At 72.2% G+C, this 22,481-nt stretch carries 23 protein-coding genes, 1 pseudogene and 1 riboswitch; of the genes and pseudogenes, 15 read left to right on the top strand and 9 right to left on the bottom strand.

Translation table 11 applies throughout. The features are described from left to right. Nucleotides 1-33 precede the first annotated feature (33 nt). Nucleotides 34-1,857: a M3 family oligoendopeptidase gene (locus R7226_RS12800; protein WP_318597555.1), complete on the bottom strand. Its 1,824-nt coding sequence runs from the start codon at nt 1,855-1,857 to the stop codon at nt 34-36. A 124-nt stretch (nt 1,858-1,981) separates the two neighbouring features. Continuing rightward, a riboswitch (cyclic di-AMP (ydaO/yuaA leader) is annotated at nt 1,982-2,168 on the top strand. A 9-nt stretch (nt 2,169-2,177) separates the two neighbouring features. Between R7226_RS12800 and R7226_RS12795 the strand changes: the two genes are divergently transcribed. After that, nucleotides 2,178-2,873, top strand: coding sequence for a transglycosylase family protein (locus R7226_RS12795; protein WP_318597554.1), 696 nt, complete (start codon nt 2,178-2,180; stop codon nt 2,871-2,873). A 13-nt stretch (nt 2,874-2,886) separates the two neighbouring features. Here the strand turns inward: R7226_RS12795 and R7226_RS12790 are convergent, their stop codons facing one another. Both R7226_RS12790 and R7226_RS12785 read right to left on the bottom strand, forming a co-directional pair. Continuing rightward, entirely contained in the window at nt 2,887-3,603 is a 717-nt protein-coding gene (locus R7226_RS12790; protein ID WP_318597553.1) for a helix-turn-helix domain-containing protein, read from the bottom strand. Between the two features lie 140 nt (nt 3,604-3,743). After that, nucleotides 3,744-4,634, bottom strand: a complete 891-nt coding sequence (locus R7226_RS12785) for an ATP-binding protein (RefSeq protein ID WP_318597552.1) — start codon at nt 4,632-4,634, stop codon at nt 3,744-3,746. Between the two features lie 174 nt (nt 4,635-4,808). Between R7226_RS12785 and R7226_RS12780 the strand changes: the two genes are divergently transcribed. Next, nucleotides 4,809-5,489, top strand: coding sequence for a GNAT family N-acetyltransferase (locus tag R7226_RS12780; protein WP_318597551.1), 681 nt, complete (start codon nt 4,809-4,811; stop codon nt 5,487-5,489). Here the strand turns inward: R7226_RS12780 and R7226_RS12775 are convergent. The 3 genes from R7226_RS12775 to R7226_RS12765 form a co-directional block, all read right to left on the bottom strand. Further along, a complete protein-coding gene (locus R7226_RS12775) occupies nt 5,399-6,034 on the bottom strand; it encodes a DUF4389 domain-containing protein (RefSeq protein WP_318597550.1) in 636 nt (211 codons plus the stop codon). The genes R7226_RS12780 and R7226_RS12775 overlap by 91 nt on opposite strands. A gap of 157 nt (nt 6,035-6,191) precedes the next feature. Further along, entirely contained in the window at nt 6,192-6,956 is a 765-nt protein-coding gene (locus R7226_RS12770) for an ABC transporter permease (protein ID WP_318597549.1), read from the bottom strand. Beyond that, nucleotides 6,956-7,813, bottom strand: a complete 858-nt coding sequence (locus tag R7226_RS12765; RefSeq protein WP_318597548.1) for an ABC transporter ATP-binding protein — start codon at nt 7,811-7,813, stop codon at nt 6,956-6,958. Before R7226_RS12765 ends, R7226_RS12770 begins: the two co-directional genes overlap by 1 nt. A gap of 76 nt (nt 7,814-7,889) precedes the next feature. Between R7226_RS12765 and R7226_RS12760 the strand changes: the two genes are divergently transcribed. From R7226_RS12760 to R7226_RS12750, 3 genes are all read left to right on the top strand, one after another. Next, entirely contained in the window at nt 7,890-8,774 is an 885-nt protein-coding gene (locus R7226_RS12760) for a Ppx/GppA phosphatase family protein (RefSeq protein WP_318597547.1), read from the top strand. 87 nt (nt 8,775-8,861) lie between these two features. Further along, a complete protein-coding gene (locus R7226_RS12755; protein ID WP_318597546.1) occupies nt 8,862-10,202 on the top strand; it encodes a hypothetical protein in 1,341 nt (446 codons plus the stop codon). Nucleotides 10,203-10,243: 41 nt separating this feature from the next. After that, nucleotides 10,244-11,122 carry an HD domain-containing protein gene (locus tag R7226_RS12750; RefSeq protein WP_318597545.1) on the top strand — a complete coding sequence of 293 codons (879 nt, stop codon included), beginning with the start codon at nt 10,244-10,246 and terminating at the stop codon, nt 11,120-11,122. Here the strand turns inward: R7226_RS12750 and R7226_RS12745 are convergent. The 3 genes from R7226_RS12745 to R7226_RS12735 form a co-directional block, all read right to left on the bottom strand. Beyond that, on the bottom strand, nt 11,119-11,733 hold the full coding sequence (locus R7226_RS12745) for a glutathione S-transferase family protein (RefSeq protein ID WP_318597544.1): 615 nt from the start codon (nt 11,731-11,733) through the stop codon (nt 11,119-11,121). The genes R7226_RS12750 and R7226_RS12745 overlap by 4 nt on opposite strands. Beyond that, nucleotides 11,730-13,715: an SDR family oxidoreductase gene (locus R7226_RS12740; RefSeq protein ID WP_318597543.1), complete on the bottom strand. Its 1,986-nt coding sequence runs from the start codon at nt 13,713-13,715 to the stop codon at nt 11,730-11,732. Before R7226_RS12740 ends, R7226_RS12745 begins: the two co-directional genes overlap by 4 nt. Before the next feature lie 142 nt (nt 13,716-13,857). Continuing rightward, on the bottom strand, nt 13,858-14,154 hold the full coding sequence (locus R7226_RS12735) for a hypothetical protein (protein ID WP_318597542.1): 297 nt from the start codon (nt 14,152-14,154) through the stop codon (nt 13,858-13,860). Between the two features lie 124 nt (nt 14,155-14,278). Between R7226_RS12735 and R7226_RS12730 the strand changes: the two genes are divergently transcribed. The 10 genes and pseudogenes from R7226_RS12730 to R7226_RS12685 form a co-directional block, all read left to right on the top strand. Then, nucleotides 14,279-16,234 carry an ABC-F family ATP-binding cassette domain-containing protein gene (locus tag R7226_RS12730; protein WP_318597541.1) on the top strand — a complete coding sequence of 652 codons (1,956 nt, stop codon included), beginning with the start codon at nt 14,279-14,281 and terminating at the stop codon, nt 16,232-16,234. 9 nt (nt 16,235-16,243) lie between these two features. Next, entirely contained in the window at nt 16,244-17,227 is a 984-nt protein-coding gene (locus R7226_RS12725) for a polyamine ABC transporter substrate-binding protein (protein ID WP_318597540.1), read from the top strand. Between the two features lie 60 nt (nt 17,228-17,287). Continuing rightward, nucleotides 17,288-18,229, top strand: a complete 942-nt coding sequence (locus R7226_RS12720; RefSeq protein ID WP_318597539.1) for a sugar phosphate isomerase/epimerase family protein — start codon at nt 17,288-17,290, stop codon at nt 18,227-18,229. A gap of 16 nt (nt 18,230-18,245) precedes the next feature. Next, nucleotides 18,246-18,944, top strand: a complete 699-nt coding sequence (phoU, locus tag R7226_RS12715; protein ID WP_318597538.1) for a phosphate signaling complex protein PhoU — start codon at nt 18,246-18,248, stop codon at nt 18,942-18,944. A gap of 164 nt (nt 18,945-19,108) precedes the next feature. Next, entirely contained in the window at nt 19,109-19,951 is an 843-nt protein-coding gene (locus tag R7226_RS12710; protein ID WP_318597537.1) for a response regulator transcription factor, read from the top strand. A 110-nt stretch (nt 19,952-20,061) separates the two neighbouring features. After that, nucleotides 20,062-20,415, top strand: a complete 354-nt coding sequence (locus R7226_RS12705; RefSeq protein WP_318597536.1) for a hypothetical protein — start codon at nt 20,062-20,064, stop codon at nt 20,413-20,415. Then, nucleotides 20,396-21,244 (top strand): helix-turn-helix domain-containing protein, encoded by an 849-nt coding sequence (locus R7226_RS12700; RefSeq protein ID WP_318597535.1) that lies wholly within the window; start codon nt 20,396-20,398, stop codon nt 21,242-21,244. The genes R7226_RS12705 and R7226_RS12700 overlap by 20 nt, the downstream gene beginning before the upstream one ends. Before the next feature lie 111 nt (nt 21,245-21,355). Further along, nucleotides 21,356-21,697 carry a hypothetical protein gene (locus R7226_RS12695; protein ID WP_318597534.1) on the top strand — a complete coding sequence of 114 codons (342 nt, stop codon included), beginning with the start codon at nt 21,356-21,358 and terminating at the stop codon, nt 21,695-21,697. After that, nucleotides 21,694-22,044, top strand: coding sequence for a hypothetical protein (locus R7226_RS12690; RefSeq protein WP_318597533.1), 351 nt, complete (start codon nt 21,694-21,696; stop codon nt 22,042-22,044). The genes R7226_RS12695 and R7226_RS12690 overlap by 4 nt, the downstream gene beginning before the upstream one ends. Then, a pseudogene (locus R7226_RS12685) lies at nt 22,041-22,481 on the top strand (hypothetical protein); the annotation flags it as partial. The gene R7226_RS12690 and the pseudogene R7226_RS12685, both read left to right, overlap by 4 nt.

Here is a 22,481-nt window from a genome sequence, read left to right as displayed (position 1 = left end):
CCGCGCGGCGGCCTCAGCGGCGCGGCGTGGCGCTCAGACCCGCCCGGCGGCGACGGCGGCCTGCTCGGCCTGCTCCAGCTGCTCCTCGACGAGCGCGAGGCCGGCATCCCAGAAGCCCGGGTCGGTCAGGTCGAGGCCGACCAGCCTGCCCAGCTCCTCCGGCGCCAGCGAGCCGCCGGCCGACAGCATCTTGAGGTAGTCGGGCACGAACGACGCGCCCTCCTGCTCGTAGCGACGGTAGACCGACAACGCCAGCAGCTGCCCGTAGGCGTACGCGTAGACGTAGCCCGGCGTGTTGATGAAGTGGGGGATGTAGGACCACCACGTCTTGTAGCCGTCGGTGATCTCGACGGCGTCGCCGAACAGCTCCTCCTGCGTCTTCTCCCACAGCGCGCCGAACTGCTCGACCGGCAGCTCGCCCTGTTCGCGGCGGGCGGTGTGGATCTCCTGCTCGAAGTTGTGCATCGCCGTCTGGCGGAAGACGGTCGCGATCGCGCCCTCGATCGACTCAGACAGCAGCGACAGCCGCGAGGCCGGCGTCGCGGCGGCGTCGAGCAGCCGGCCGAAGACGAGCGTCTCGCCGAAGACTGACGCCGTCTCCGCGAGCGTCAGCGGCGTGCTCTGGTGGAAGACGCCCTGCGGCGCCGCGAGCGCCGCGTGGACGCCGTGGCCGAGCTCGTGCGCGAGCGTCAGCACGTCGCGGCGGCGGGCGGTGTAGTTCAACAGCACGTAGGGGTGGGCTGACGGCACGGTGTAGGAGCAGAACGCCCCGCCGCGCTTGCCGGGCCGCACCGGCGCGTCGATCCACTGCTCGTCGAAGAACCGTCTCGCGAGCGCGCCGAGGTCAGGCGTGAAGGAGCCGTAGGCGTCGAGCACCAGCTCGCGCGCCTCGCTCCAGGTGAAGCGCTCGTCGGTGTCGGAGACGGTCGCCGCGCGGTCGTAGTCGGCGAGCTTGTCGACGCCGAGCAGTCTCGCCTTCAGCTTGTACCAGCGCTGCGGCACGTCGAAGCGGTTGCGCACGGCGGTGACGAGCGCCTGGACCGACTCGTCGCTGGCCTCGTTGGCGAGGTTGCGCGCGGTCAGCCAGTTGGGGTAGCTGCGCAGGCGGTCGTCGACGGCCTTGTCATGCAGCAGCGTGTTGAAGATGTAGGCGCGCGTGCGCAGGCCCGGCTTGAGCGCCTCCGTGACGGCCTCGGCGGCGCCGCGGCGCTCATCGCGGTCGGGGCCCGACAGCAGCGCCAGCGCCTGCTCCAGCGAGACCTTCTCCTCCTGCGCCGGCAGCTGCACCTCCAGTGCCGACATCAGCTCGGCGAACAGGCGCGTCCACGCGCTCGCGCCGCTGATCCCCTTCTCCGCGAGGATCCGCTCCTCCGGCTCGGTCAGCAGGTAGGGGCGGTAGCGTCGCTCGGTGCGCAGGTAGTGGGCGAAGAACTCGTTGCCCTCGCCGCTCAGCAGCTCCTCGGCACGCTCGTCGGGCAGTTCGGCCCACTCCAGCTCGAAGAACAGCAGCGAGGTCTGGATCGCCGTCGCGCGCTCCTGCACGTGCTGGAGCAGCGCGCCGATCGCCGGATCGGCGGTGTCGACGGCGAAGCGCAGCGAGGCGTACGAGCCGGCGCGGCCGACGAGGTCGTGCAGCTCGGCCAGCTCGGTCATCGCGGCGCGCAGGCCGGCGGCGTCGAGCTCAGACAGTCTGCCGGCGTAGCGGGCGGCGAACGCCTCGGCACGCTCGGCGCCTTGCGCGAGCAGGCTGCGAACGCCCTCCTCGCCCTGTCCGTCGACGAGCGGGTCGAGGTTCCAAGCGACGCCGGCGACCTCGTCGTCCGCGGGCTCCTGGTTGGTGGCGGCAAGGGTCGTCATCGGCTCAGCTTAGAACCTGCTCCAAAAGCCCGCCGGCGAGCCTGCAATCTCGCGTGCAGGGGCAGGGGCGACGGCCGTTGCGGCGGCGCCCGCCGCGGCGATCTGCGATTCTGTCCGCTCAGACAGACGCATATCGCCGAGTTCCTGTCGTCCTGGACGACGGGGAGCGGGGGACCCACTCGGGCCGGATCCGTCCGGCCCACGGGGCGAATCGCCACCAGCCACTCCGCCATCGGAGGGCTTCGGAGGCGTAGCGCATCTTTCAGCGCGAGCCCGTCAGCTCACCTCGTAGGCATCGAAAGAGACCACATGGAGGTTCCATGCCTGCGACCTGTCCCGACGTGGACGCTGACGACCTTTCCCGCGGCGAGCGCTTCGAGCGCTCGCGAGAACGCTCGCACGCGCGGCGCCTGCTGGCGCTGCGCCGCCGACGCCGTCAGCGCGGCTCGCGCAGCCTCGCGGTCGTGCTGGCCGCGGCGCTGACGATCGGCAGCGGCGGCGCCTTCGCGGCGACGGCCGGCGACGGCGGCGGCTCCAGCGGCGTGCTCAAGCGCGGCAGCAGCGGGCCGGTCGTCGTGCAGTTGCAACAGAAGCTCGGGATCCCGGCCGACGGCGCCTTCGGGCCGCAGACGGAGAAGGCGGTGCGCCGCTATCAGGGTTCCAAGGGCCTCGAGGTCGACGGCGTCGTCGGCTCCCAGACGGCGCAGTCACTCGGGATCAGCCTCGCGACCGCGAAGGCGCAGTCGCTGCGCAGCAGCGGGGGCGGGGGCGGGGGAGGCGGCAACGTCAAGCTGCCGGCGATCCTCGACTCGATCGCGCAGTGCGAGTCCGGCGGCGACCCGCGCGCGATCTCGTCCGACGGGACCTACCGCGGCAAGTACCAGTTCGACCGCTCGACGTGGGCGTCGTACGGCCCCGCCGGCGATCCGGCGCGCGCCTCCGAGGCCGAGCAGGACCGTCGCGCGCTGAAGCTCTACAAGGCCCGCGGCACGTCGCCGTGGCCCAACTGCGCATAGCTCGCCCGTCGAGCTAGTCGATCCCCGGGGCGCTCGCGGGCGGGTCGCCCCGGAGGATCCAGGCGCCGTCGTCGCGGCGCTCGACGACTCTGCGCCGCGTCAGGTCCGACAGCGCCGTCGTCACCGACGGCCGTTGAGCCCCGATCAGCCGGCCGAGCACCTGATGGGTCAGCGGCAGCTCCAGCACGACGCCGTCGGGGCTGACGCGACCCCAGCGGTCGGCGAGGCCCCAGAAGAGCAGCTCCAGACGGGCGTCGACGCGCGTCAGGTGGCTCGTCGCCTGCGATGTCGCCAGCTCGGCGGAGCGCCGCACCGCGCGCGCCGCGACGGCGCTGACGAGCTCCGGCCAGCGGCCGAGGATCGCGGTGATGCGACGGTCGAGCACCGCGAGGCGGACCGGCTGCAGCGCCGTCCAGACGACGTCGGGGCGGACCGTCACGACCTCGCGCTCCCAGTCCCACGGCCGCAGCAGGTCGCCGCGGCCGAGCAGCTCGGTGCAGGCGGCGCGCGCGAAGGTGACGTCCCGCATCAGCAGCCCGTCGAGCACGAGCAGGCCGAAATGGCCGCTGCCGCCGTCGGCCGGCCTGGTCGGTTCCCAGATCCCGGGCGCGACCGTCTCGACCGCAGCGATCGCGTGGCGCGTGGCGAGCTGCAGGCTCGTCGGATCGAGCCCGGCAGCAAGCTCGGGGTCCTCCTCGAGGACCCGTACGAAGGCGTTCCCGCTCGACATCGGGAAACAGCGTATTGGCGTACGGACAACACTGCCACAGCGAACCGTCTTGACGTGGCGTCTGACAGTGCGTCAGAAATCAGTGCGTGGGCGCGCGTGGTGGAACGTGGTTCCGGGCGCGCCCGCTCCGAACGGGGCTCTCAGGCGCGCGAGGCCAGGCGTGCGCGCAGACGCTCGCCGCCGTCGGCGACCGCTTCGACGTCGAGCTCGTCGGTGAGACGCTCCAGCAGGCAGCCGAGCCCGGGCAGCTCGGTGTCGCGCACGAGCTGCTGCGCGCCGCCCAGCACGAGCGGCCCGATCAGGAGGTCGAAGCCCTGCTCGTGCTCGTCGATCGCGATCTGCGCGTTGCCGCTGCCGTCGAAGGCGTGCGCGCCGGCGGCGCCGGCGATCGCGTCGCTGACGATCTGCGCGTCGGAGAGGCGGTCGATCGAGAAGTCCGCGCGGGCGGCGACGAGCGAGACGACACGGCCGAGCACGGCGGCCGAGTGGTCGCCGGGGGCAAGCGTCAGCGCGACCCCCTGCGGCGGCGCGACGGCGTCGCGTGAGAGCTGCACGAGCAGCGGCGGCGCCTCCTCCTCGAGGTCGAGGTCGAACGCCATCTTCACCTCGGTGCCATGGCGGCCGCCGGCGATCCCGAACTCGTCCGACAGCGAGGCGATCAGCGCCAGGCCGAAGCCGAGCGGCGGACCGTCGCCCTCGGAGGGCAGCGGTCGCAGGCCGTGGCCGCGGTCGCGCACCGACACCACGAGCCGGTCGTGCTCGACCGACATCGCCACGTCGAGCGGGCCGTCGTGGTTCTCGTAGGCGTGCACGACGGCGTTGGTGCACGCCTCCGTGATCGCGATCTTCATGTCGGCGGCGCGCGCCGGGTCGATCCGCAGGCTGTCGGCGAGGCCGGCCAGCGCCTGTCGCACGAGCGCGACGTTGGCAGGGACCGCGGGCAGGCTGAAGCGGACGTCTGGACCCCCGCCTCCGGCGGCGGGTGGAGACGTGCTTCCCGTCGCCGTAGAGGTGCTGGTGCCTTCGCTCACGTCATCACCCCGTATGAGCGCTGGCGCGCATCGTCAAACCTGCATGTCAGGAGAAGCTGTCGGATCTCCAACCGCTGACGCAGATTTGATGACGGCGCCGTCACGGCGGCCCAGTGTAGTGATCCTGCGCGCGCGACCCTGACACCGCAGGTCGATCGCGTAGCATCGCCGGCCGTGGAGATCACCGGACCGACCCTCACGCTGCGCTTCGCGACCGCCGACGACGCCCCGGCGCTGTTCGAGCTGGCGAGCGATCCGCAGGTCACCAGATACTTCTCCTGGGGCCCGTACACGAGCATCGAGCAGCCGCTCGCCTACATCGACCGGCTCGCCGCCCAGCGCGAACAGGGCGAGCAGCTCGACGTGCTCGTCGTCCACCACGAGGCGGGACCGATCGGCGTCACCGGCCTGGTCGAGTTCTCGCACCGCGACCGGCGCGCGATCGTCGGCTCGTGGCTCGGCCGCGCGTGGTGGGGCAGCGGCGCGAACACGGAGGCGAAGGCGCTGATCGCGCGACTCGCCTTCGAGCACCTCGGGCTCGACCGCGTCGGCGCCTATGCCGACGTCGACAACGCGCGCTCGCAGGCGGCGCTGGCGAAGGTCGGCTTCGTGCGCGAAGGCGTCCTGCGCAGCTGGCATCGCCACGGCGACACCGTCCACGACGTGTGGATGTACGGCCTGCTCAGAGACGACTTCGCGCGCTCGCCGCTGGCGGCGATCCCCGGCGAGCTGCGCGGGGATCTGCCGCCTGCGTTCGTCGTCGTTCAGCCGCCGAAGGGCGAGGGGCCGGGCGCCGGCGCGGCCGGGGCCGGCGGCGTGGCCGCGTCGCCGTCGTCAGCCGACAGCGGCGGGTAGGTCTCGGTCACCAGCAGGTGGTACGCGTTGCCGCGCTGGATGTAGGCGACGCCCATCTTCTGCACGTCCCAGAGGCCCTTCGGCGCCTTGCCGGTGATCACGACCACGACCCACAGCAGGATCCCGACGATCTCGACGAGGATGTTGAAGAGGTAGATCATGATCAGCACCGGGATCACGAGGATGATCCGGAACAGCGTCTTGACGCGGCTGTACTCCGCCTGCGCCTCGGGCACGATCAGCCGGATCGGATAGTCCGGGTGGTCGTCCCCGTCGAACGGCGGGAAGACGTCGGTCATCAGCCAGAACCATCCGTTCAAGCGAGTGCTGAAGCGGAGGTACTTCGCGACCAGGTCGTAGGCGAACTCCGGATAACGACCGGTGAAGACGATCGAGAACCACCCGACGATGACGCCTATGAAGGCGGCCAGGCCCCAGACGATCGACATCAGGAACCACGGGATCGCGACGATGATCCGGAAGAACGTCGTCAGCCGGCTCTGCTGCTCTCTGTAGTCGGCCTGGAACAGAACTGGGTACGCCATGTGGGGGAGCCTCCTGAGGGGCCGGTGCGGATTGGAACGTCTCGGTCTCGTCATCGGAGTTCCGTTAGACGTTCTTTAGGCGCCGTATCGAACCACTGACGGCGGCGGAAGATGTGAAGAAACGCACGAGCGGCCCCGGCGGCGCCGCCCGGCCCTGTCAGCTGCGGCGCGCTTCCCAGCTGAAGCCGCGGATCGCGAGCACCACGCCGGCGACCGTCCAGGCGACGATCACGCCGACCGAGGCCATCTGGTCGCCGATCCCCTCGCCGGTCACCATCGCGGCCGAGAGGCCGTCGATCAGGTGCGTCAGCGGCAGCGCCTGCGCGATCCCGGAGAGGAAGGCCGGCACGTTGTCGGCGTCGTAGAAGACGCCGGAGATGATGATCAACGGCAGGAAGATCGCGTTGACGTACGCGGGCGCCGACTCGTTGTTCGGGATCACGTGCGAGAGCGCGACCCCGAGCGAGGCGAAGCAGACGACGCCGAGCACGACGAAGACGAGCAGCTCGCCGGGGTTCGGCGGCCAGTCGATGCCGAAGAAGACCTTGCCGGAGACGGTGATCAGCACCATCTGCAGCGCCGTGTTCGTGATCGAGTGGAAGGCGATCCCGAGCAGGTAGGCCCCGCTCGGCATCGGCGTGCCGCGTATCCGCTTCAGGATGCCCTGCTCGCGCATCGCGGTCATGTTGTACGCGAGCGCGCTGAAGGTGGTCGAGACGACGCTCATGCCGGCGATGCCGGGCACGATCACGTCGAGGTCGTCCTGATCGGAGCTGAAGATCGCGCCGAACATCGCGAGCAGCAGCAGCGGCAGCATGAAGTTGAAGAAGGCGGCGCTGGGATTGCGCCAGAACATGCGGCGCTCGAGCCGGTACTGGCGCCAAGTCAGCGCGGGGAAGCTCGGCTGCGCGTGCGCGGACATCAGGCGGTCAGCTCCAGGTAGACGTCTTCGAGCGTCGGCCGCGAGACACTGAGGCTGTCGAGCCTCTCGCCTCTGGCGAGCGCGGCGGTCGTCAGCTCGTGCAGGAAGGTCGTCGGGTCGTCGGTCTCCTGCTGGTTGAGCAGGCCGCTGCCGTTGCGCCACGCGACGCGGTAGCGGACCGAGCCGCTGCCGACGCCGAGCTCGCTCGGCGCGCCCTCGACCAGGATGCGGCCGTCCTTGATGATCGCGACGCGGTCGGCGAGCACCTGCGCCTCGTCGAGGTAGTGGGTCGTCAGCAGGACCGTCTTGCCGAGCGCCTTCAGCGAGCGGATCGTGTCCCAGGCGCCGCGGCGGGCAGCCGGATCGAAGCCGGTCGTCGGCTCGTCGAGGAAGATCAGCTCGGGATCGCCGACGAGCGCCAGCGCGAAGTCCAGACGCCGCAGCTGGCCGCCGGAGAGCGTGCGCGTGCGAGCGTCCTCCTTGCCGCGCAGACCGGCCAGCTCGATCACCTCGTCGACGTCGCGCGGGTCGGCGTAGAGGCCGGCGAAGTGCTCCAGCACCTCCTTGACCTTCACGTGCCGGTAGACGCCGCTGCTCTGCAGCACGATGCCGACCCGGGCGCGCAGCTCACGCGCGCGCTGCTGCGGGTCGAAACCGAGCACGCTGACGTCGCCGGCAGTCCGTTCACGGTACCCCTCGAGGATCTCGACCGTCGACGTCTTGCCGGCGCCGTTCGGTCCCAGAAGACCGTAGACCTCACCGCGGCGCACCGAGAAGTCGACCCCTCGGACCGCTTCCAGATCGCCGTAGCTCTTGCGCAGTCCGCGGACCTCGATCGCCAAGTTACTGCTGCTCACGAACGACCATTGTGCCTCAAAAGGCACTTCGGACAGCGCGTCGTCGCATCGGCCCGGCCGGCTAGCCTCCTGCGACGTGCGCTGCGCCTGCATCGACATCGGGTCCAACACCACTCGCCTACTGGTCGCGGAGCATGCCGCGAGCGCCTTCGAGCCGGTCATCCAGGAGCGGGCGTTCACGCGCCTGGGGCGCGTCTGCCGCAGCGGCGAGACGGTGCCGCCGGAGATCGTCGCGGGACTTGCCGACGTGGTCGGGGCGCAGGCAAGGCAGGCGCGCGAAGCGGGCGCGACCGCGCTGCGGGCGGTCGCGACGGCGGCGCTGCGGCGCGTCGCCAACGGCGCTGAGGTCTGCGCGGCGCTGGGCGCGGCCGCGGGCGTGCCGGTCGAGCTGCTGAGCGCAGAGGAGGAAGCGCGGCTCGCCTTCACCGGCGCCACCTGGGGCTGCGCCAGTGAGGATCCGGACGCCCCGCTCGGCGTCGTCGACGTCGGTGGCGGCTCCAGCGAGCTGATCGTCGGCACGCGCGCGGGCGGCGTGAGCTGGTCGCGCTCGCTGGCGCTCGGCTCAGGCGACCTCGCCGACACCCACCTGCACTCCGATCCGCCCAGCCACGAGGCGCTCGCCGCGATCCGCGCGGAGGTCGCCGCCGCGTTGGCGGGGATCGAGGTGCCGCCGGTCGTTCGCGCGGTCGCCGTCGGCGGCAGCGCGACCTCGCTGAGCCGGCTGGTCGGACCGCTGCTCGACGCCGACACGCTCACGGCGGCCGTCGACGGCCTCGCGACGCTGCCGGCAGAGCGGGTGGCGATCGTCCACGACCTCGCGGTCGAGCGCGTGCGACTGCTGCCGGCAGGGATCCTCGTGCTGGCCGGCGCGGCCGCGCTGCTCGGCCCGCTTACGGTCGCCGAGGGCGGTCTGCGCGAGGGCGTCGTGCTGGGGCTGGCGGCCCAATCGCGCAGCGACTGACACGCCCTGCGAATTCTCTCTCGTGGCTCTGTGAAAAGTCGCGCGTGAACGCCCGATCCGGCCGCTGCGGCAGTGGATGCTGGGTCGATGGGACGACTGCGTGGGGAACGGGGACAGGCGACGAACGAGTACGTCGCGCTGCTGGCGCTCGTCGCGATCGCGATCGCGGCGCTCGCCGGCATCAGCGCCAGCGGGATCGGCAGCGGTGTGCTGGCAGGGCTCCAGCGCGGCATCTGCCTCGTCGCGCCGGGACCGTGTCCGCGGATCGTCGCGGTGCGCGACGACCTCGCGCCCTGTCCGGTCTCCAAGCGCACCAGCAGGGAGCGGCTGAGCGAGACGATCGCGATCGTCGAGCTGGGCAGCAGCGGGACGCTGCGCGCGACGGGCCACTCCGACGGGACGGTCACGATCACGCTCGCCGACGGCAGCGAGGTCGGCGCCACCTTCAGATTCGGCGCCCACGCCGCGGCCGGTCGCGAGGTCGGCGGCGGCGGGCGGGGACGTGCCGGCATCGACTGGGGCTCGGGCCGCTCGTGGAAGCTGCCGAACGAGGCCGCGGCCGCCGACTTCGTCGCCCGCTTCGGCGACAAGGCGACGATCAAGGGCAAGCTCGTCGACCAGGTCCGCAGCCGCTGCTCGCTGATCTGCGACGCGCTCGGCTGGCGGCCGCATGAGCAGCTGCCGGAGCCCGATGAGACGTTCGAGGAGGGTGGCGCCAGCGCGCGGCTGCAGACCGGCTTCGGGCTCGGCGGCCGCCCGGGGGAGATGAGCGCGAAGGCGGGCGCGGTGCTCGGCCGTCGGATCGCCCGTGACGGCACGACGACCTGGTACGTCCAGCTCAGCAGCGAGGCGGCGGCCCAGCTCGACCTCTCGGCCGGCGAGCTGGCGCTCGCGGGCGCGGGGGAGGCGGTCCTGTCGTACGAGGTCGGCGCCGACGGCGAGCCGCTCTCGGTCGGCGTCGCCGTCGTCGGCGGAGTGAGCGGGAACGGCGGTGCCGATGCTGAGGCGCGCGGGCGCGGCGCCGCGGGCGCGGGCGGGAAGGGCGCCGGCCGTGCCGGCCTCAGATCGCTTGCGGGCGGCCTCGGCGAGCTGGCCGGCGGCGTCGTCGACTTGGAGGCGAAGCTCGACCTCGCCGACCCGGCCAACTACGCCGCCGGCCGCGCCGTCCTCGACGGTCTCTTCGACCCAGGCGCCTACGCGCAGATGCCGGGTCGCGTGCGCGCGCTCGGCGAGCGGATCGTCGCGGGCACGCAGATCGACGCTCGCCTCTACACCCAGCGCAGCTCGTCGCAGAAGTACGGCGCCGACGTGGCGCTCGGCGTCGGCATCGGCGGCGCCTTCGAGCGCAGCAGCGAGCAGCTCGACCTGCTCGCCGCCTTCACCCGCCTCCCCGGCCTCCCGTTCCTCGCCCGCGACGACTGCCGCTAGCCTCTCCACACGATGAGCGCGAGCGCGACAGGGCCCCGGCGATGAGCACCGACGATCCCACCGTTGGCCTCGGCGATCTGCCAGAGGCCGACGACCCGGCGCGCGTCGACCCTTCCGACCGGCTGCCGCGCGAGGCCATCGCCGACGTGCGGATCCGCGTCCCGACGCGCGGCAACCGCAAGCTCGAAGGGCTGTTGAGAGCGGTCAACGCCGACGACCAGGTGAAGGCCTGGTGGCACGTCTCCGCGGTCAACGCGACGCGCCGCCTGGGGATGTCCGACCACTCCTGGATCCACATCCAGATCGTGCTCAACAGCGCGATCCGGCTGGCGCGGCTGCTGTTTCGCCGCGGCGTCGTGCCCGGGCTGGTCGCCGACTACGGCATGACCGTCAGAGACGCCGAGGTCGTGATCGCGGGCGGGGCGCTGTTCCACGACACCGGCATGACCGTCCACCGCGCCGACCACGAGGCGTACAGCCTCTTCCTCACCGCCGACAAGCTGCCGGCGCTGCTCGCCGACGTCTATGAGGAACCGGAGCGGACGATCGTCGTCGCCGAGACGATGCACGCGATCATCGGCCACCGCCGGCGCGGCAACCCGTTCACGATCGAGGCCGGCATCGTGCGCGTCGCCGACGCGCTCGACATGGCCAGCGGCCGCTCGCGCGTGCCGTTCGAGGCCGGCCATCAGAACATCCACTCGCTCTCCGCCTATGCGATCGAGGAGGTCAAGATCCTCCCCGGCCGCGACCGCGCCGTCCGCATCGAGATCGCGATGTCCAACAGCGCCGGCATCTTCCAGGTCGACGAGCTGCTCGCGACGAAGCTGCGCGGCTCAGGGCTGGAGGAGCACATCGAGGTCGTCGCGCGGATCGACGCCGAGCACGAGAGACGGCTCGTGCACGTCTTCACGATCTAGACCTGCGGCAGCGCCGCGACGCGCTCGATCCACGCCGCCAGCGGCGCGTGCTGCGGCCCGAGCCGCTGGTGGTCGTCGAGCACGACGTGGAAGGTCTCGTCGTCGGCCGGATCGCGGTGGCCGGCGAACTTGAGGAACGGGTAGGCGATGCAGTCGGCGGCGGAGAAGTCGCCGAAGAGGAAGTCGCGCCCGTCCAGCAGCGCGGTGAAGCGGTCGAGCGCGCTCTCCAGCTCATAGGCGGCGAGCGAGATCGTCCGCTCATCGGGCGGCACCCGGCCCTCGAGCTCCTCGGCGATCGCGTTCGGCCAGCGCTTCCAGACGAGGTTGAACCAGTCGACGAACGTCTCCAGCTCGGCGCGGCGCGCCGGCGCGACCGGGTAGAGCGGCGCCTGCGGGTAGCGCGCATCGAGGTAGGCGAGGATCGCCGGCGAGTCGTGCACGATCGCACCGGCGTCGTCGAGCACCGGCACCAGCCCCTGGCCGCTGATCCGCTCGACCAGCGAGCGGTCGCCGTAGTCGATCCAGACCGACTCGACGTCGAGGCGCTTGTGCGCCAACGCGAGCGCGACGCGCTCGCAGTTGGTCGACCAAGCGGCCCGGTACAGCTTCACCAATGGACGCCCTTCATCAGATGGGCGAGCGCGACCTGCTCGGTCGACGCATGCTCGGCCGGGTCGACCGCGCCCTTCGCCGCGGCCGAGTCGGGAAAGACCTTGTAGGCCATGTGCAGTATCTGGTCGACGGCCTTCGGCGCGAGCGCGTAGGCGACCTCGCCGAAGGTCCCCAGCCGCGTGTTGATCTGCTTCGGCTTGGAGCGGATCGCCTCGCAGATCAGGTCGGCGGCCTCGTCGGGCGAGATCGTCGGGAACGAGTCGTAGATTCTCGTCGGCGCGATCATCGCGGTGCGCACGAGCGGCATGTGGATCGTCGTGAAATGGACGCCGTCGCCGATCGTCTCCGACCCCACGACGCGCGTGAAGGCGTCGAGCGCGGCCTTCGAGGCGACGTAGGCGGAGAAGCGCGGCGGGTTCGTCTGCACGCCGATCGAGGAGACGTTGACGACGTGGCCCGTTCTGCGCTCGCGCATGTGCGGCAGCAGCTGGATGATCAGCTTGATCGTGCCGAGGTAGTTGAGCTGGATCGTGCGCTCGAAGTCGTGGAAGCGGTCGTAGGAGAGCGCGATCGAGCGGCGGATCGAGCGGCCGGCGTTGTTGACGAGCACGTCGACCGCTGGATGGTCGGCGAAGATCCGCTCGGTCAGCTGCTCGATCGCTCTCGTGTCGGAGAGGTCCGCGGTGTAGACGTACGCGGAGCCGCCGAGCGCCTCGATCTCGTGCTTCAGCTCCTCGAGCGCCTCGGCTCTGCGCGCGACCAGCAGCGGGACCCCGCCCGCGCGCGCGATCTTCAGCGCGGCCGCTCGACCGATGCCGGAGGAGGCGCCGGTGATGATCACCGTCTTGCCGTTGACCGCGCCCTCGAACGAGTTGTCTCTGTAGAGGTCGGGGTCGAGGTTGCGCTCCCAGTAGTCCCACAGCTTCGTCGCGTACGACGACAGCGGCGGCACCTCGATCCCGCTGCCCTCCAGCGCGCGCTCGGTGTCGCGCGTGTCGAACTGCGCCGTCAGCGCGACGTGGTCGACGATCTCGTCCGGGATGCCGTAGTCGGAGAGGAAGCTTCTGCGCACGCCTCTGGCGGCAGGCAGCTTCATCAGCATCGAGATCGTGCCCTTCGGCAGCGCCGCGACGAGGCGGCTGTCGATCCGCATCACCAGCTGCGGCGCGTGCGCGGCGCGGGCGAACTCGTTCATCGCCTCGCCGGAACGCTGCGGGCGCGGGTCGGCGAGGTGGAAGGCCTGGCCGTCGAGGCCCGGCTTGTGGGCGATGTGGTCGAGCGCGTCGGCGACGAAGTCGACCGGCACGATGTTCGTGTAGCCCAGCTCCGGCCCGACCAGCGGGAACCACTGCGGCAGCATGCTGCGCAGCTTCTGGATCGCCTTGAAGAAGTAGTAGGGACCGTCGATCTTGTCCATCTCGCCGGTCTGCGAGTCACCGACGACGATCGCCGGCCGGTAGACGCGCCAGCCGCCTCTGACCTGCGTCCGCGCGATCCGCTCGGACTCGAACTTCGAGCGGTGGTAGGGGTGGTCGAGCTTCTGCCCCTCGTCGAACATGTCCTCGCGGAAGAGGCCCTTGAATCTGCCCGCGGCGGCGATCGAGGAGACGTGGTGGAAGGTGCCGGCCTCCAGCGCGTTGGCGAGCGCGACGGCGTGGCGCGTGCCCTCGACGTTGGCGAGGCGGTTGCGCTCCTCGTCCGCGGTCATGTCGTAGATCGCGGCGAGGTGGAAGAAATGGTCGACGGAGCCGCGCAGCTTCGCGATCCCGTCGTCGGAGAGACCCAGGTTCGGCTCCGTGAGGTCGCCGGCGATCGGTCTGACGTGCTCGGCGCCGGGCAGTCGCTCGATCTGCGTGGCGAGCTTCTCGACCGAGCTGGGCCGCACGAGCACGTAGACGTCGCCGACGTCGTCGCGCACGAGCAACCGCTCGATCAGGCGTCGTCCGATCAGACCAGTTCCACCGGTCACGAAGTAGTTCATCTCGCTCCTCCCTGGGTCGAGATCACCCTACCCCGCATCGCAAGGAGCGCACAAACGACAACGCCGCCCCTGTGGGACGGCGCGAGTTCCTACCTACATTGCGAGGTTCAACGCGCTGGCGTGGAACTCGCAATGCGCAGCACTACCAGCCGCCCTTCCAGTCCTGGCTCTTCGTGCGCGCCTTCGCGGCCGCCTTGCGCGCGTCTCTGCGCTTGTCGAGGCGCCACTGCAGCATGCTGAGCACGAAGATCAGCAGCGGGAAGAAGGCGATCACCATGAAGCCGGCGTTCGTGACGACTCTGTCGGTCGTCTCGCCGTAGAGGCCCTGACCGGAGACGCCGCCGTGGTCTATCGACGCCATCGCCGACTGCGTCGTCAGGAGCAGGACGAGGCCCGTCGCGACGAGCGTGGTGAGGAGCCGTGTCGTGGTGCGCTTCATCAGGCGGCGAACAATAACGAACCACGTGACGGATCGGCTCCGTCGCGGGCTGCCGCGGTCACCGCCATCGCGCAGGCGCCCGGGCACGCCGCCCGTGGGCGCCTGCCCGCCTACCATGGAGCCAATGGCCGTCGTGATCGCATCAGACATCGGCAAGGACGTTGCCGGCTCGCCGCTGATGCGCGGCGTCTCCTTCAAGCTCGAGCGCAGAGACCGGATGACCCTGTCCGGTCGCAACGGCGCGGGCAAGACGACGCTGCTGCGGATGATCGCCGGCCAGACGCCGATCGACGTCGGCGAGCTGGTCCACCAGAAGGGCGCGAAGATCGCCCTGCACGACCAGCGTCCCCCGCGCGAGCAGAACCTCTCGCTGCGCGACTACGTGCTGTCGGGCGCGAGAGAGATCGTCGAGGTCGAGCAGGAGCTGGCGCGGCTGGAGCAGCGGATGGCCGACGGCGACTACGAGGAGTCGACGCTCAACGCCTACGCCCGCGCGCAGGCGCGGCTGGAGCACTTCGGCGGCTACCGCTGGCGCGACAACGCGCAGTCGATGTTGCACGGGCTCGGCTTCAAGGACGCTGACCTCGACCGCGAGCTGTCGACCTTCTCCGGCGGCCAGCTGACGCGCGGCTCGCTGGCGCGCGCGCTCGCCGGCGCCCCCGATCTGCTGCTGCTCGACGAGCCGACCAACCACCTCGACATCGCCTCGCTCGAATGGCTCGAGCAGTATCTCGTGACGATGGACGCCGCCGTCGTGCTCGTCGCGCACGACCGCTGGTTCCTGGAGTCGGTCGGCACCGCCGTGCTGGAGTTGGAGGCCGGCCGCTCGCGCTTCTTCGCCGGCCCGTGGCACAAGTGGCGCCAGGAGCAGGCGGCGCGCGAGCTGGCGCTCGGGCGCGCGATCGACAAGCAGCAGGCGGAGATCGCGCGGCTGGAGAAGTTCGTCGAGCGCTTCCGCGCGAAGGCGACGAAGGCCAGACAGGCGCAGTCGCGTGTCAAGCGGCTGGAGAGAATCGAGCGGATCGAGCGCGACCCACGCGACAACGAGGGCCTCTCGTTCCAGTTCCAGAGATCGGAGCGGACCGGCCGCGTCATCTTCGAGCTGGAGGACGGTCGCATCGAGGTCCCCGGCAAGGTGCTGCTGCCGCACGCCGAGCTGTGGCTGGAGCGCGGCGAGCACGTCGCGCTCGTCGGCCCCAACGGGACCGGAAAGACGACGCTGATCGACACGCTCGCCGGCCAGCGCCCGCTGCCGGCCGGCAAGCTGCGCACCGGCCACAACATCAGACTGGGCTACCTCTCGCAGCACGCCGAAGACCTCGGCACCACCGGCAGCGTGCTCGACGCCTGCCAGCGCGCGACGAGACTGACGCCGAACAAGGCGCGCGCGCTGCTGGGCCGCTTCCTCTTCTCCGGCGAGGAGGCGCAGAAGCCGATCACGGGGCTCTCCGGCGGCGAGCGCCAGCGGCTGTCGTTGGCGATCCTCGTCAGCTCCGGCGCCAACGTGCTGATCCTCGACGAGCCGACCAACCACCTCGACGTCGAGAGCCGCGAGGCGCTCGAGGACGCGCTGGAGCAGTTCGACGGCTCGCTGCTGCTCGTCTCCCACGATCGCGCCCTGCTCGACGCCGTCGGCTCGCGCACCGTCGCGATCGAGGACGGCAGACTGAACAGCTACGAGGGCGGCTGGGCCGACTACCTGCGCGTGCGCGAGGAGCGCAGAGCGGCCGAGCAGGCGGCGAGAGACCGCGCCGCCGGGAAGAAGCCGAAGGGCGGCGCCGCGAAGGCCGCGCCGACCAACGGCAGCGGCAACGGCGCCGGGCCGAAGAAGGCGAAGGGCCCCAAGCCGGTCCCGCCGGCCGCCAAGCCGGCGCTGTCGAAGAACGCGCAGCGCGAGGCGAAGAGACTCGAGCGCGAGATCGAGAAGGCCGAGGCGGCGCTGGCGGAGCTGGAGGTCGAGCTGGCCGATCCCGGTGCATGGGCCGATCCCGGCAGATCGGCCGATTCGAGCGAGCGCCACGCCGCCGCCAAGCGCGCGGTCGAGGAGTTGTACGCGCGCTACGAAGCCGTCGCCGGCTGAGCGCGCGTCATGACCGGTTCGGAACGGGCGGCCGGCGCGCCGCTGCGACTGCTGTCGTGGCCGGGGATGCCGGCGCCGGAGGCGTTGGAGCGGGTCGCCGCGCGGATCGGCGTCGCGCTCCACGTCGAGACGATCGTCGCCAACGAGGAGCTGGAGCGGCGCCTCGGCGAGGGGTGGGACCTGATCTGCCCCTCCGACTACATGGTGCAGCGGCTGGCGCGGCAAGGGCGGCTGCGCCCGCTCGACGACGCGCTGCTGCCCGGCCGCCGGCAGCTCGCCGACTGGGCCCGGCGGCCCGCGTACGACCCAGGCGATCGCTGGTCGGTCCCGCTCGCCTTCGGCACCGTCGGCGTGCTGTACGACCGCGCGGCGCTCGGCGCCGTCCCCGAGCCCGGCGGCTGGTCGCTGCTGTTCGATCCGCCCGCGGGCGCGCGCGTCGGGATGCTCGCCGAGCCGCGCGAGGTCGTCTCGGCGGCGCTGCTGGCCGCCGGTCGCGACGCCAACGCCGCCGACGACGCCGCGCTCGCCGCGGCCGCGGCGCTGCTGGAGCGTCAGGCGCCCGCGGTCGCGCGCTTCGACAGCGACGACTTCACCGGACCGGTGCGCGCGCGGCAGGTGTCCGCCCACCAGGCGTGGAGCGGTCCCGCCTCGGTCGCGCTGCGGGCCGACCCGGGGCTTGGCTACACGGTGCCGCGCGAGGGCGCCGTCGCGTGGGTGACGACGGTCGCGATCACCGCCGGCTGTTCGCGCGCCGCGCTCGCGCACGCGGCGATCGAGGCGCTGCTCGACCCGGCGCTCGCGCGCCTCAACGTCGAGCGCGACGGCTTCGCGACGCCCAACGCGGCGGCGCGCGCGCTGCTGCAGCCGGCGCTGCGCGATGACCCGGTCCTGTTCCCGGACGCCGCGACGCTCGCCCGCTGCACGACGCTGCGCGAGCTCGACGAGGCGCAGGAGCGCGCCGTCACCGCGCTCTACGAGCGGGTCGCCGGCTGAGTAACAACGCGTTCACCTTCGGTTAACGACTTCACGCGGCGGCGCGCGTACCGTCGCGCCATGAGCGATGTGACGATCGACCGCACGCGCGCGCCGGAGCGGCTCGCGAGCCCGTCGGGCGGTCGTCCGCTCGACGGCCGCCTCGGACTCGACGTGCCCCGAGAGACGTGGCCGACGGCGCCCGAGCTGAAGCGGCTGGAGGCCTGCGGCTACAACTGGGTCCAGCTGCACCTGCCGCCCGTCGAGCTGCTCGCCGACCCGGTCAGCGCCAGACGCTACGCCGACTGCCTCAGAGCGGTGCTGGCACCGACCGGGCTGCGGGTCGTGCTGCACGCCCCGGACGCGCTCGCGCTCTCGCGCGGCGCTGAGCACGAGCGCGCCTTCGGCGGCATGCTCGACTGCGCCGCCGCCGTCGGGGCGCGGATCGTCGTCTGCCACGTCGGCCGCCACCCGCTCGCCGGCGACGCCGAAGACGCTCACGCCGAGCGGCAGCTGGCGGCTGAGGAGGAGGCGCTCGCGCGCTGCGCCGAGCGGGTCGAGCAGGCCGGCTTGACGCTCGGGCTGGAGAACCTCGCGCCGGCCTACCCGATCCCGACGGCCCGGCGGGAGCCCGCGCACTCGCCGCTGTTCGTGCGTGACCTCGTCCGCAGGATCGGCTCGCCGGCGGTCGGGATCGCGTTCGACATCGGCCACGCCCACGTGACGGCGCAGCTCGACGGGTTCGCGCTCGCCGACGCGCTCGCCGCCGTCGCCGACGAGATCGTGCTCTTCCACCTGCACGACAACCTCGGTGTCCGTCGCGGCCCCGGGACGCCGCCGGGGATCATGCCGCTGAAGCTCGACCTGCACATGCCACCCGGTCGCGGCACGGTTCCGTGGCGCGGTCTGGCGCCGCTGCTGCGCGCTCATCCGGCGCCGCTGCTGATGGAGATCGCACCCGGTCATCGGCCCGACCCGCTCCGTCTCGCGACCGTCAGCGCCGAGCTGCTGACGCGCGGTTGAGCGCGGGAGGAGGAAGATGACCGTCCATATGGTGCAGATGCGGCAGGAGTACCGCGACCAGCTCGCGCAGATAGAGCAGCAGACGCTCGAAGGCCTGGACATGGTCGTCGTCGCGATCGATCGCGCGCTGGAGGCGCTGATGACGCACGACGACGAGCTCGCCAGCATCGTCGTCGCCGACGACGACCGGATCGACGGCCGCTACCTCGAGACCCATCAGGCGATCCTCTCGCTGCTGGCGCTGCAGGCGCCGGTCGCGGGCGACCTGCGCGTCGTCGCGGCGCTGCTGCACGTGATCCGTCACATCGAGCGGATGGGCGACCAGTGCGTGACGATCGCCAAGCTCGTCCCGCTCGACGGCCGTGAGCCGCGCACCGACCGCGAGCTGCTCGCCCTGATCGCGCGCATGGGCGCGCACGTGCGGGCGCAGACGTTGCACGCCAAGCGCGCCTTCGCGGCCCGTGAGGTGCCGCTGGCGGAGGAGCTGGTGGAGCTCGATCGCGACGTCAACGGGCTCAACCGCGAGATCTTCTCGCGCGCCGTCGCGATCGGCGACGACGCCGAGCTGCGCGAGTGGGCGATGCACATGACGCTCGTCGCGCGCTGCCTGGAGCGGATCGGCGACAACGCCGTCGACATCGGGGAGCAGACCGCGTTCATCGTGACCGGTCTCTTCCGCGAGTTCTCCGACGCCTCGCAGGTCCGCCGCGACTGAAGCGACGTTCCGGTGCGCCGGGGCGCGCGCGAACTGCGTTCCGGCCTCTCGGTGCGGTTCATGCGGGTCGTTCCGGACTCCGGGCCAGCACTTGTGAACGGCTTGTTATCAACGCTCGGACGGCGCGCCGGCCGTCGCCAGCGGGGGTTAGACTTGGCGTCACCATGAACACGGCTTACACCGCGGGTGTGACTACCCCCCAAGATGAGTCACACGCCCCGGGGTCGCGGACGGCCCCCCTTCGCCTCGCAATCATCGACGGCGACAGTGGTTTCCTTCAAGTGGTCGAGAAGCGCGTGCGTGCGCGCGGCTGGCAGCAGCGGATCCTCACCGGCGCGGTGCCGGTCGACGAGCTGGTGTCGATGCGTCTCGGCGCGCTCGTGGTCGACCTCGCCGTCCTCGGCGCGCCCGGCTGGGCGTACCTGGAGCAGGTCTGCGCCGCGCTGCCGGCGCTGCCCGTGATCGTCTGCACCGGTCCGTCGACCGTCGCCCAGCGCGTCCGCGCGCTGCGGATCGGCGCCGACGACTGGCTCGGCAAGCCGTGTCACCCGGAGGAGCTGGTCGCCCGCATCGAGGCGATCGTGCGCCGCGGCCGTCTGGCCGCCCCGCCGGTGGAGCGCCCGATCGTCGAGGCCGGTGAGATCTCGATCAAGCCCGATCAGTTCCAGGCGTTCGTCGGCACGCGCAGCCTCGACCTGACGCGCCGCGAGTTCGAGCTGATCCGCCTGCTCGCCGGCAACGCCGGCCAGGTGCTGGAGCGCGAGGCGATCTACCAGCGCGTGTGGGGCTACGCGATGGCCCACGGCGACCGCTCGGTCGATGTGTTCGTGCGCAAGCTGCGTCAGAAGCTGGAGCGCGCCTCGCCGCAGTGGCGCTACATCCACACGCACTTCGGCGTCGGGTACCGCTTCGCGCCGGAGCCGGCCGACAGCGCCGCCGCTGAGGACACCGGCCTCGAGAGCGCCGTTGAGGCGTTCTCCGAGGAGACGTACGCGCCGGTCAGCTGATCGGCGCTCGCCCGCGGCCGTCGCATCGACGGCCGCGCGGGGCAGACGGGCCGTCGCGCCGAACGCGCGTCGCACTCCCGCCGCCGTGATGTGCTGCAATAGGACGTGAGATGACCCAGACCGTCCGCAATGTCGTGATCGTGCTCGCGCTCGGCGCCGCGGTGATGCTCATCCCGGGCGGCGGACGCGTCAGCGACGCGATCCTCCAAGCGCTCGTGATCGTGATGCTGGGAGCGCTCGCCTACCTCGCGATCAGGCTGTACCGCGAACGCCGCACCGACCTCTACAGCCTTGGCGATCGCAACCGCGGGATCCTCTACGGCTCGGTCGCGCTCGCGACCTTCCTGCTCGTGGCGGCCGATCGCATGTGGGACACCGGCCCGGGCGCGATCGCCTGGTTCCTGCTGGTCGGGGTCGCCGTCTACGGCGTCTACTTCGTCTTCCGTGCCGCGCGCGACTACTGACGCCGCCGCACCACCACCGCCGCTCTCCGCCTACCAAGAGCTGGCTCCGCCTCGGGAGCTGCGCGATCTGCTGGTCTGCCGCTGGCGCCAGCAGGTCGTGGCCGACCGCGCGCAGCGCGTCGTTCCGGACGGCTGCGTCGACCTCGTCTGGCGTGCAGGTCGCGAGCTGATCGTCGCCGGGCCGGCGACGCGCGCGACGATCGCGGCGCTGCCGGCCGGCTCGACGACCGTCGGCGTGCGCTTCGCGCCCGGCGCCGGCGCAGGGCTCGCCGGCTTCCCGCTCGGCGAGCTGCGCGACGAGAACGTGCCGCTCGCGCAGGTGTGGGGCGAGGAGGCCGCCGCGCGGCTGGAGGAGGCGCTCGCCGACGCGGCGACGGCGGCGACGCAGATCGAGCTGCTGGAGCAGGCGGTCGTCGGCCGGCGCGCGCTCGTGCCGCCCGCCGACGCGCTCGTGCTGGCCGCGGTCGCGGCGGTCGGGGGAAGCGCGGGCCTCGGCGGTGCTGGGCGTCTCGGCGGGGCGAGACGGGGCGGAGGTGCGTGGAACGGGCACGAGCCGCGGGTGCGCGAGCTGAGCGATGCGCTCGGCATCGGCGAGCGGCAGCTGCTGCGGCGGTTCCGCGCGGCGGTGGGGTACGGGCCCAAGACGCTCGCCCGCGTTCTGCGCTTCCAGCGCTTTCTCGCCGCCGCGTGGACCGATCCGGCCGCGGCGACCGGTGGTGGGCTGGCACGACTGGCGCTCGACGCCGGCTATGCCGATCAGGCGCACCTCTCGCGTGACTGCCGCGAGCTGGCCGGCCTCCCGCCGCGCCGCCTGCTGCGCGACGGCTGACACGCGCTTCCCCACGGGCGACGCGTACGCGGCGACGCCTTCGCCGTTCCTGCGCAGAATCGGCACACTCGCGTCTCGATTCTCCGCAGGGGCGCTTGCGAGGGTGGCCGCATGTCCATGCTCCGTTCCGAAGACGGCCAGGCGACGGTCGAGCTGGTCGCGCTGCTGCCGCTCGTCGGTCTCCTGATCGCGTTGCTGTGGCAGGTCACGCTCGCCGGCTCCGCGATCTGGTTGGCCGGCGGCGCGGCACGCGCCGCCGCCCGTGCCGAAGCGCTCGGCGACGATCCGCTGCGCGCCGCCCGCGGCGTTCTGCCCGGCCGGCTCGAACAGCGCCTGCGCGTCCGCCGCGAGCGCGACGGCGGCATCGCTCTGGAGCTCCCGGTCCCGCTCGCGATCGGCGACGGCGTCCTCACGACCGTCACCACCCGCGCCCGCTTCGAGGCGCAGCGATGAGCGGGCGCGCGCTGCCGCGGAGCGAACGCGGCCAAGCGGCTGTCGAGCTGGTCGCGTTGCTGCCGCTGTTCGGCGTCGTCGCGCTGGCGATCCTGCAGGCGCTCGCCGCCGGCGCGGCGGCAGAGCTGGCCGACCACGCCGCTCAGAGCGGGGCGGTCGCGATCGCCCAGGGCGGCGACGGCCGAGCCGCCGCGCGCGCGGCGGTGCCCGGCTGGGCGCGCGACCGCGTCGAGATCGTCGTCGGCGGATCTCGCGTGCGCGTCTCGCTGACGCCGCCGTCGCTGCTGCCCGGGCTCGGCGAGCGCCTGCGCGCGACCGCGAGCGCCGACGCGGGGCCGGCGTCGTGACCACGATCGCCGCCACCGCCACCGCCACCGCCACCGCCACCGCCACTGCCACTGCCACTGCCACTGCCGCGGCAGGCGACCTCATGACGAGCGGGCCGCTCCGCATGGAGACCCGCGCGTTCGGTGGTCTCGCGGGCCTGTTCGTCGCGCCGGTCGATCGTGCTGTCACGCTCCAGCCGCCGTTCGCGCGCCCAAGCGTCGCCGTGCTGTGCTCGGGCGGCGGCGGTTCCGCCGTCGCGGCCGCGATCGGCTCGGCGCTGGCGGACATCTGCGGCTGTCCCTACGCGCTCGTGGCGGCAGTCGGGCCGGCGCCCTCCGCGACGGTCGCGCTGTCCCCCGCCGCGGCGCGCGCCGCGGCACGGCTGCGGCGGAGCGGCCAGCCGGCCCGGGCTGGCGGTCGGCTCGTCTGGCTGGCCGGTGACCCGCGGCAGCTGGAG

The sequence above is a fragment of the Conexibacter stalactiti genome (assembly GCF_033542075.1).
GTDB lineage: Bacteria > Actinomycetota > Thermoleophilia > Solirubrobacterales > Solirubrobacteraceae > Conexibacter > Conexibacter stalactiti.
The sequence above is the reverse complement of the archived record's forward strand: the minus strand, read 5'-3'. Positions and strand labels throughout refer to the sequence as shown.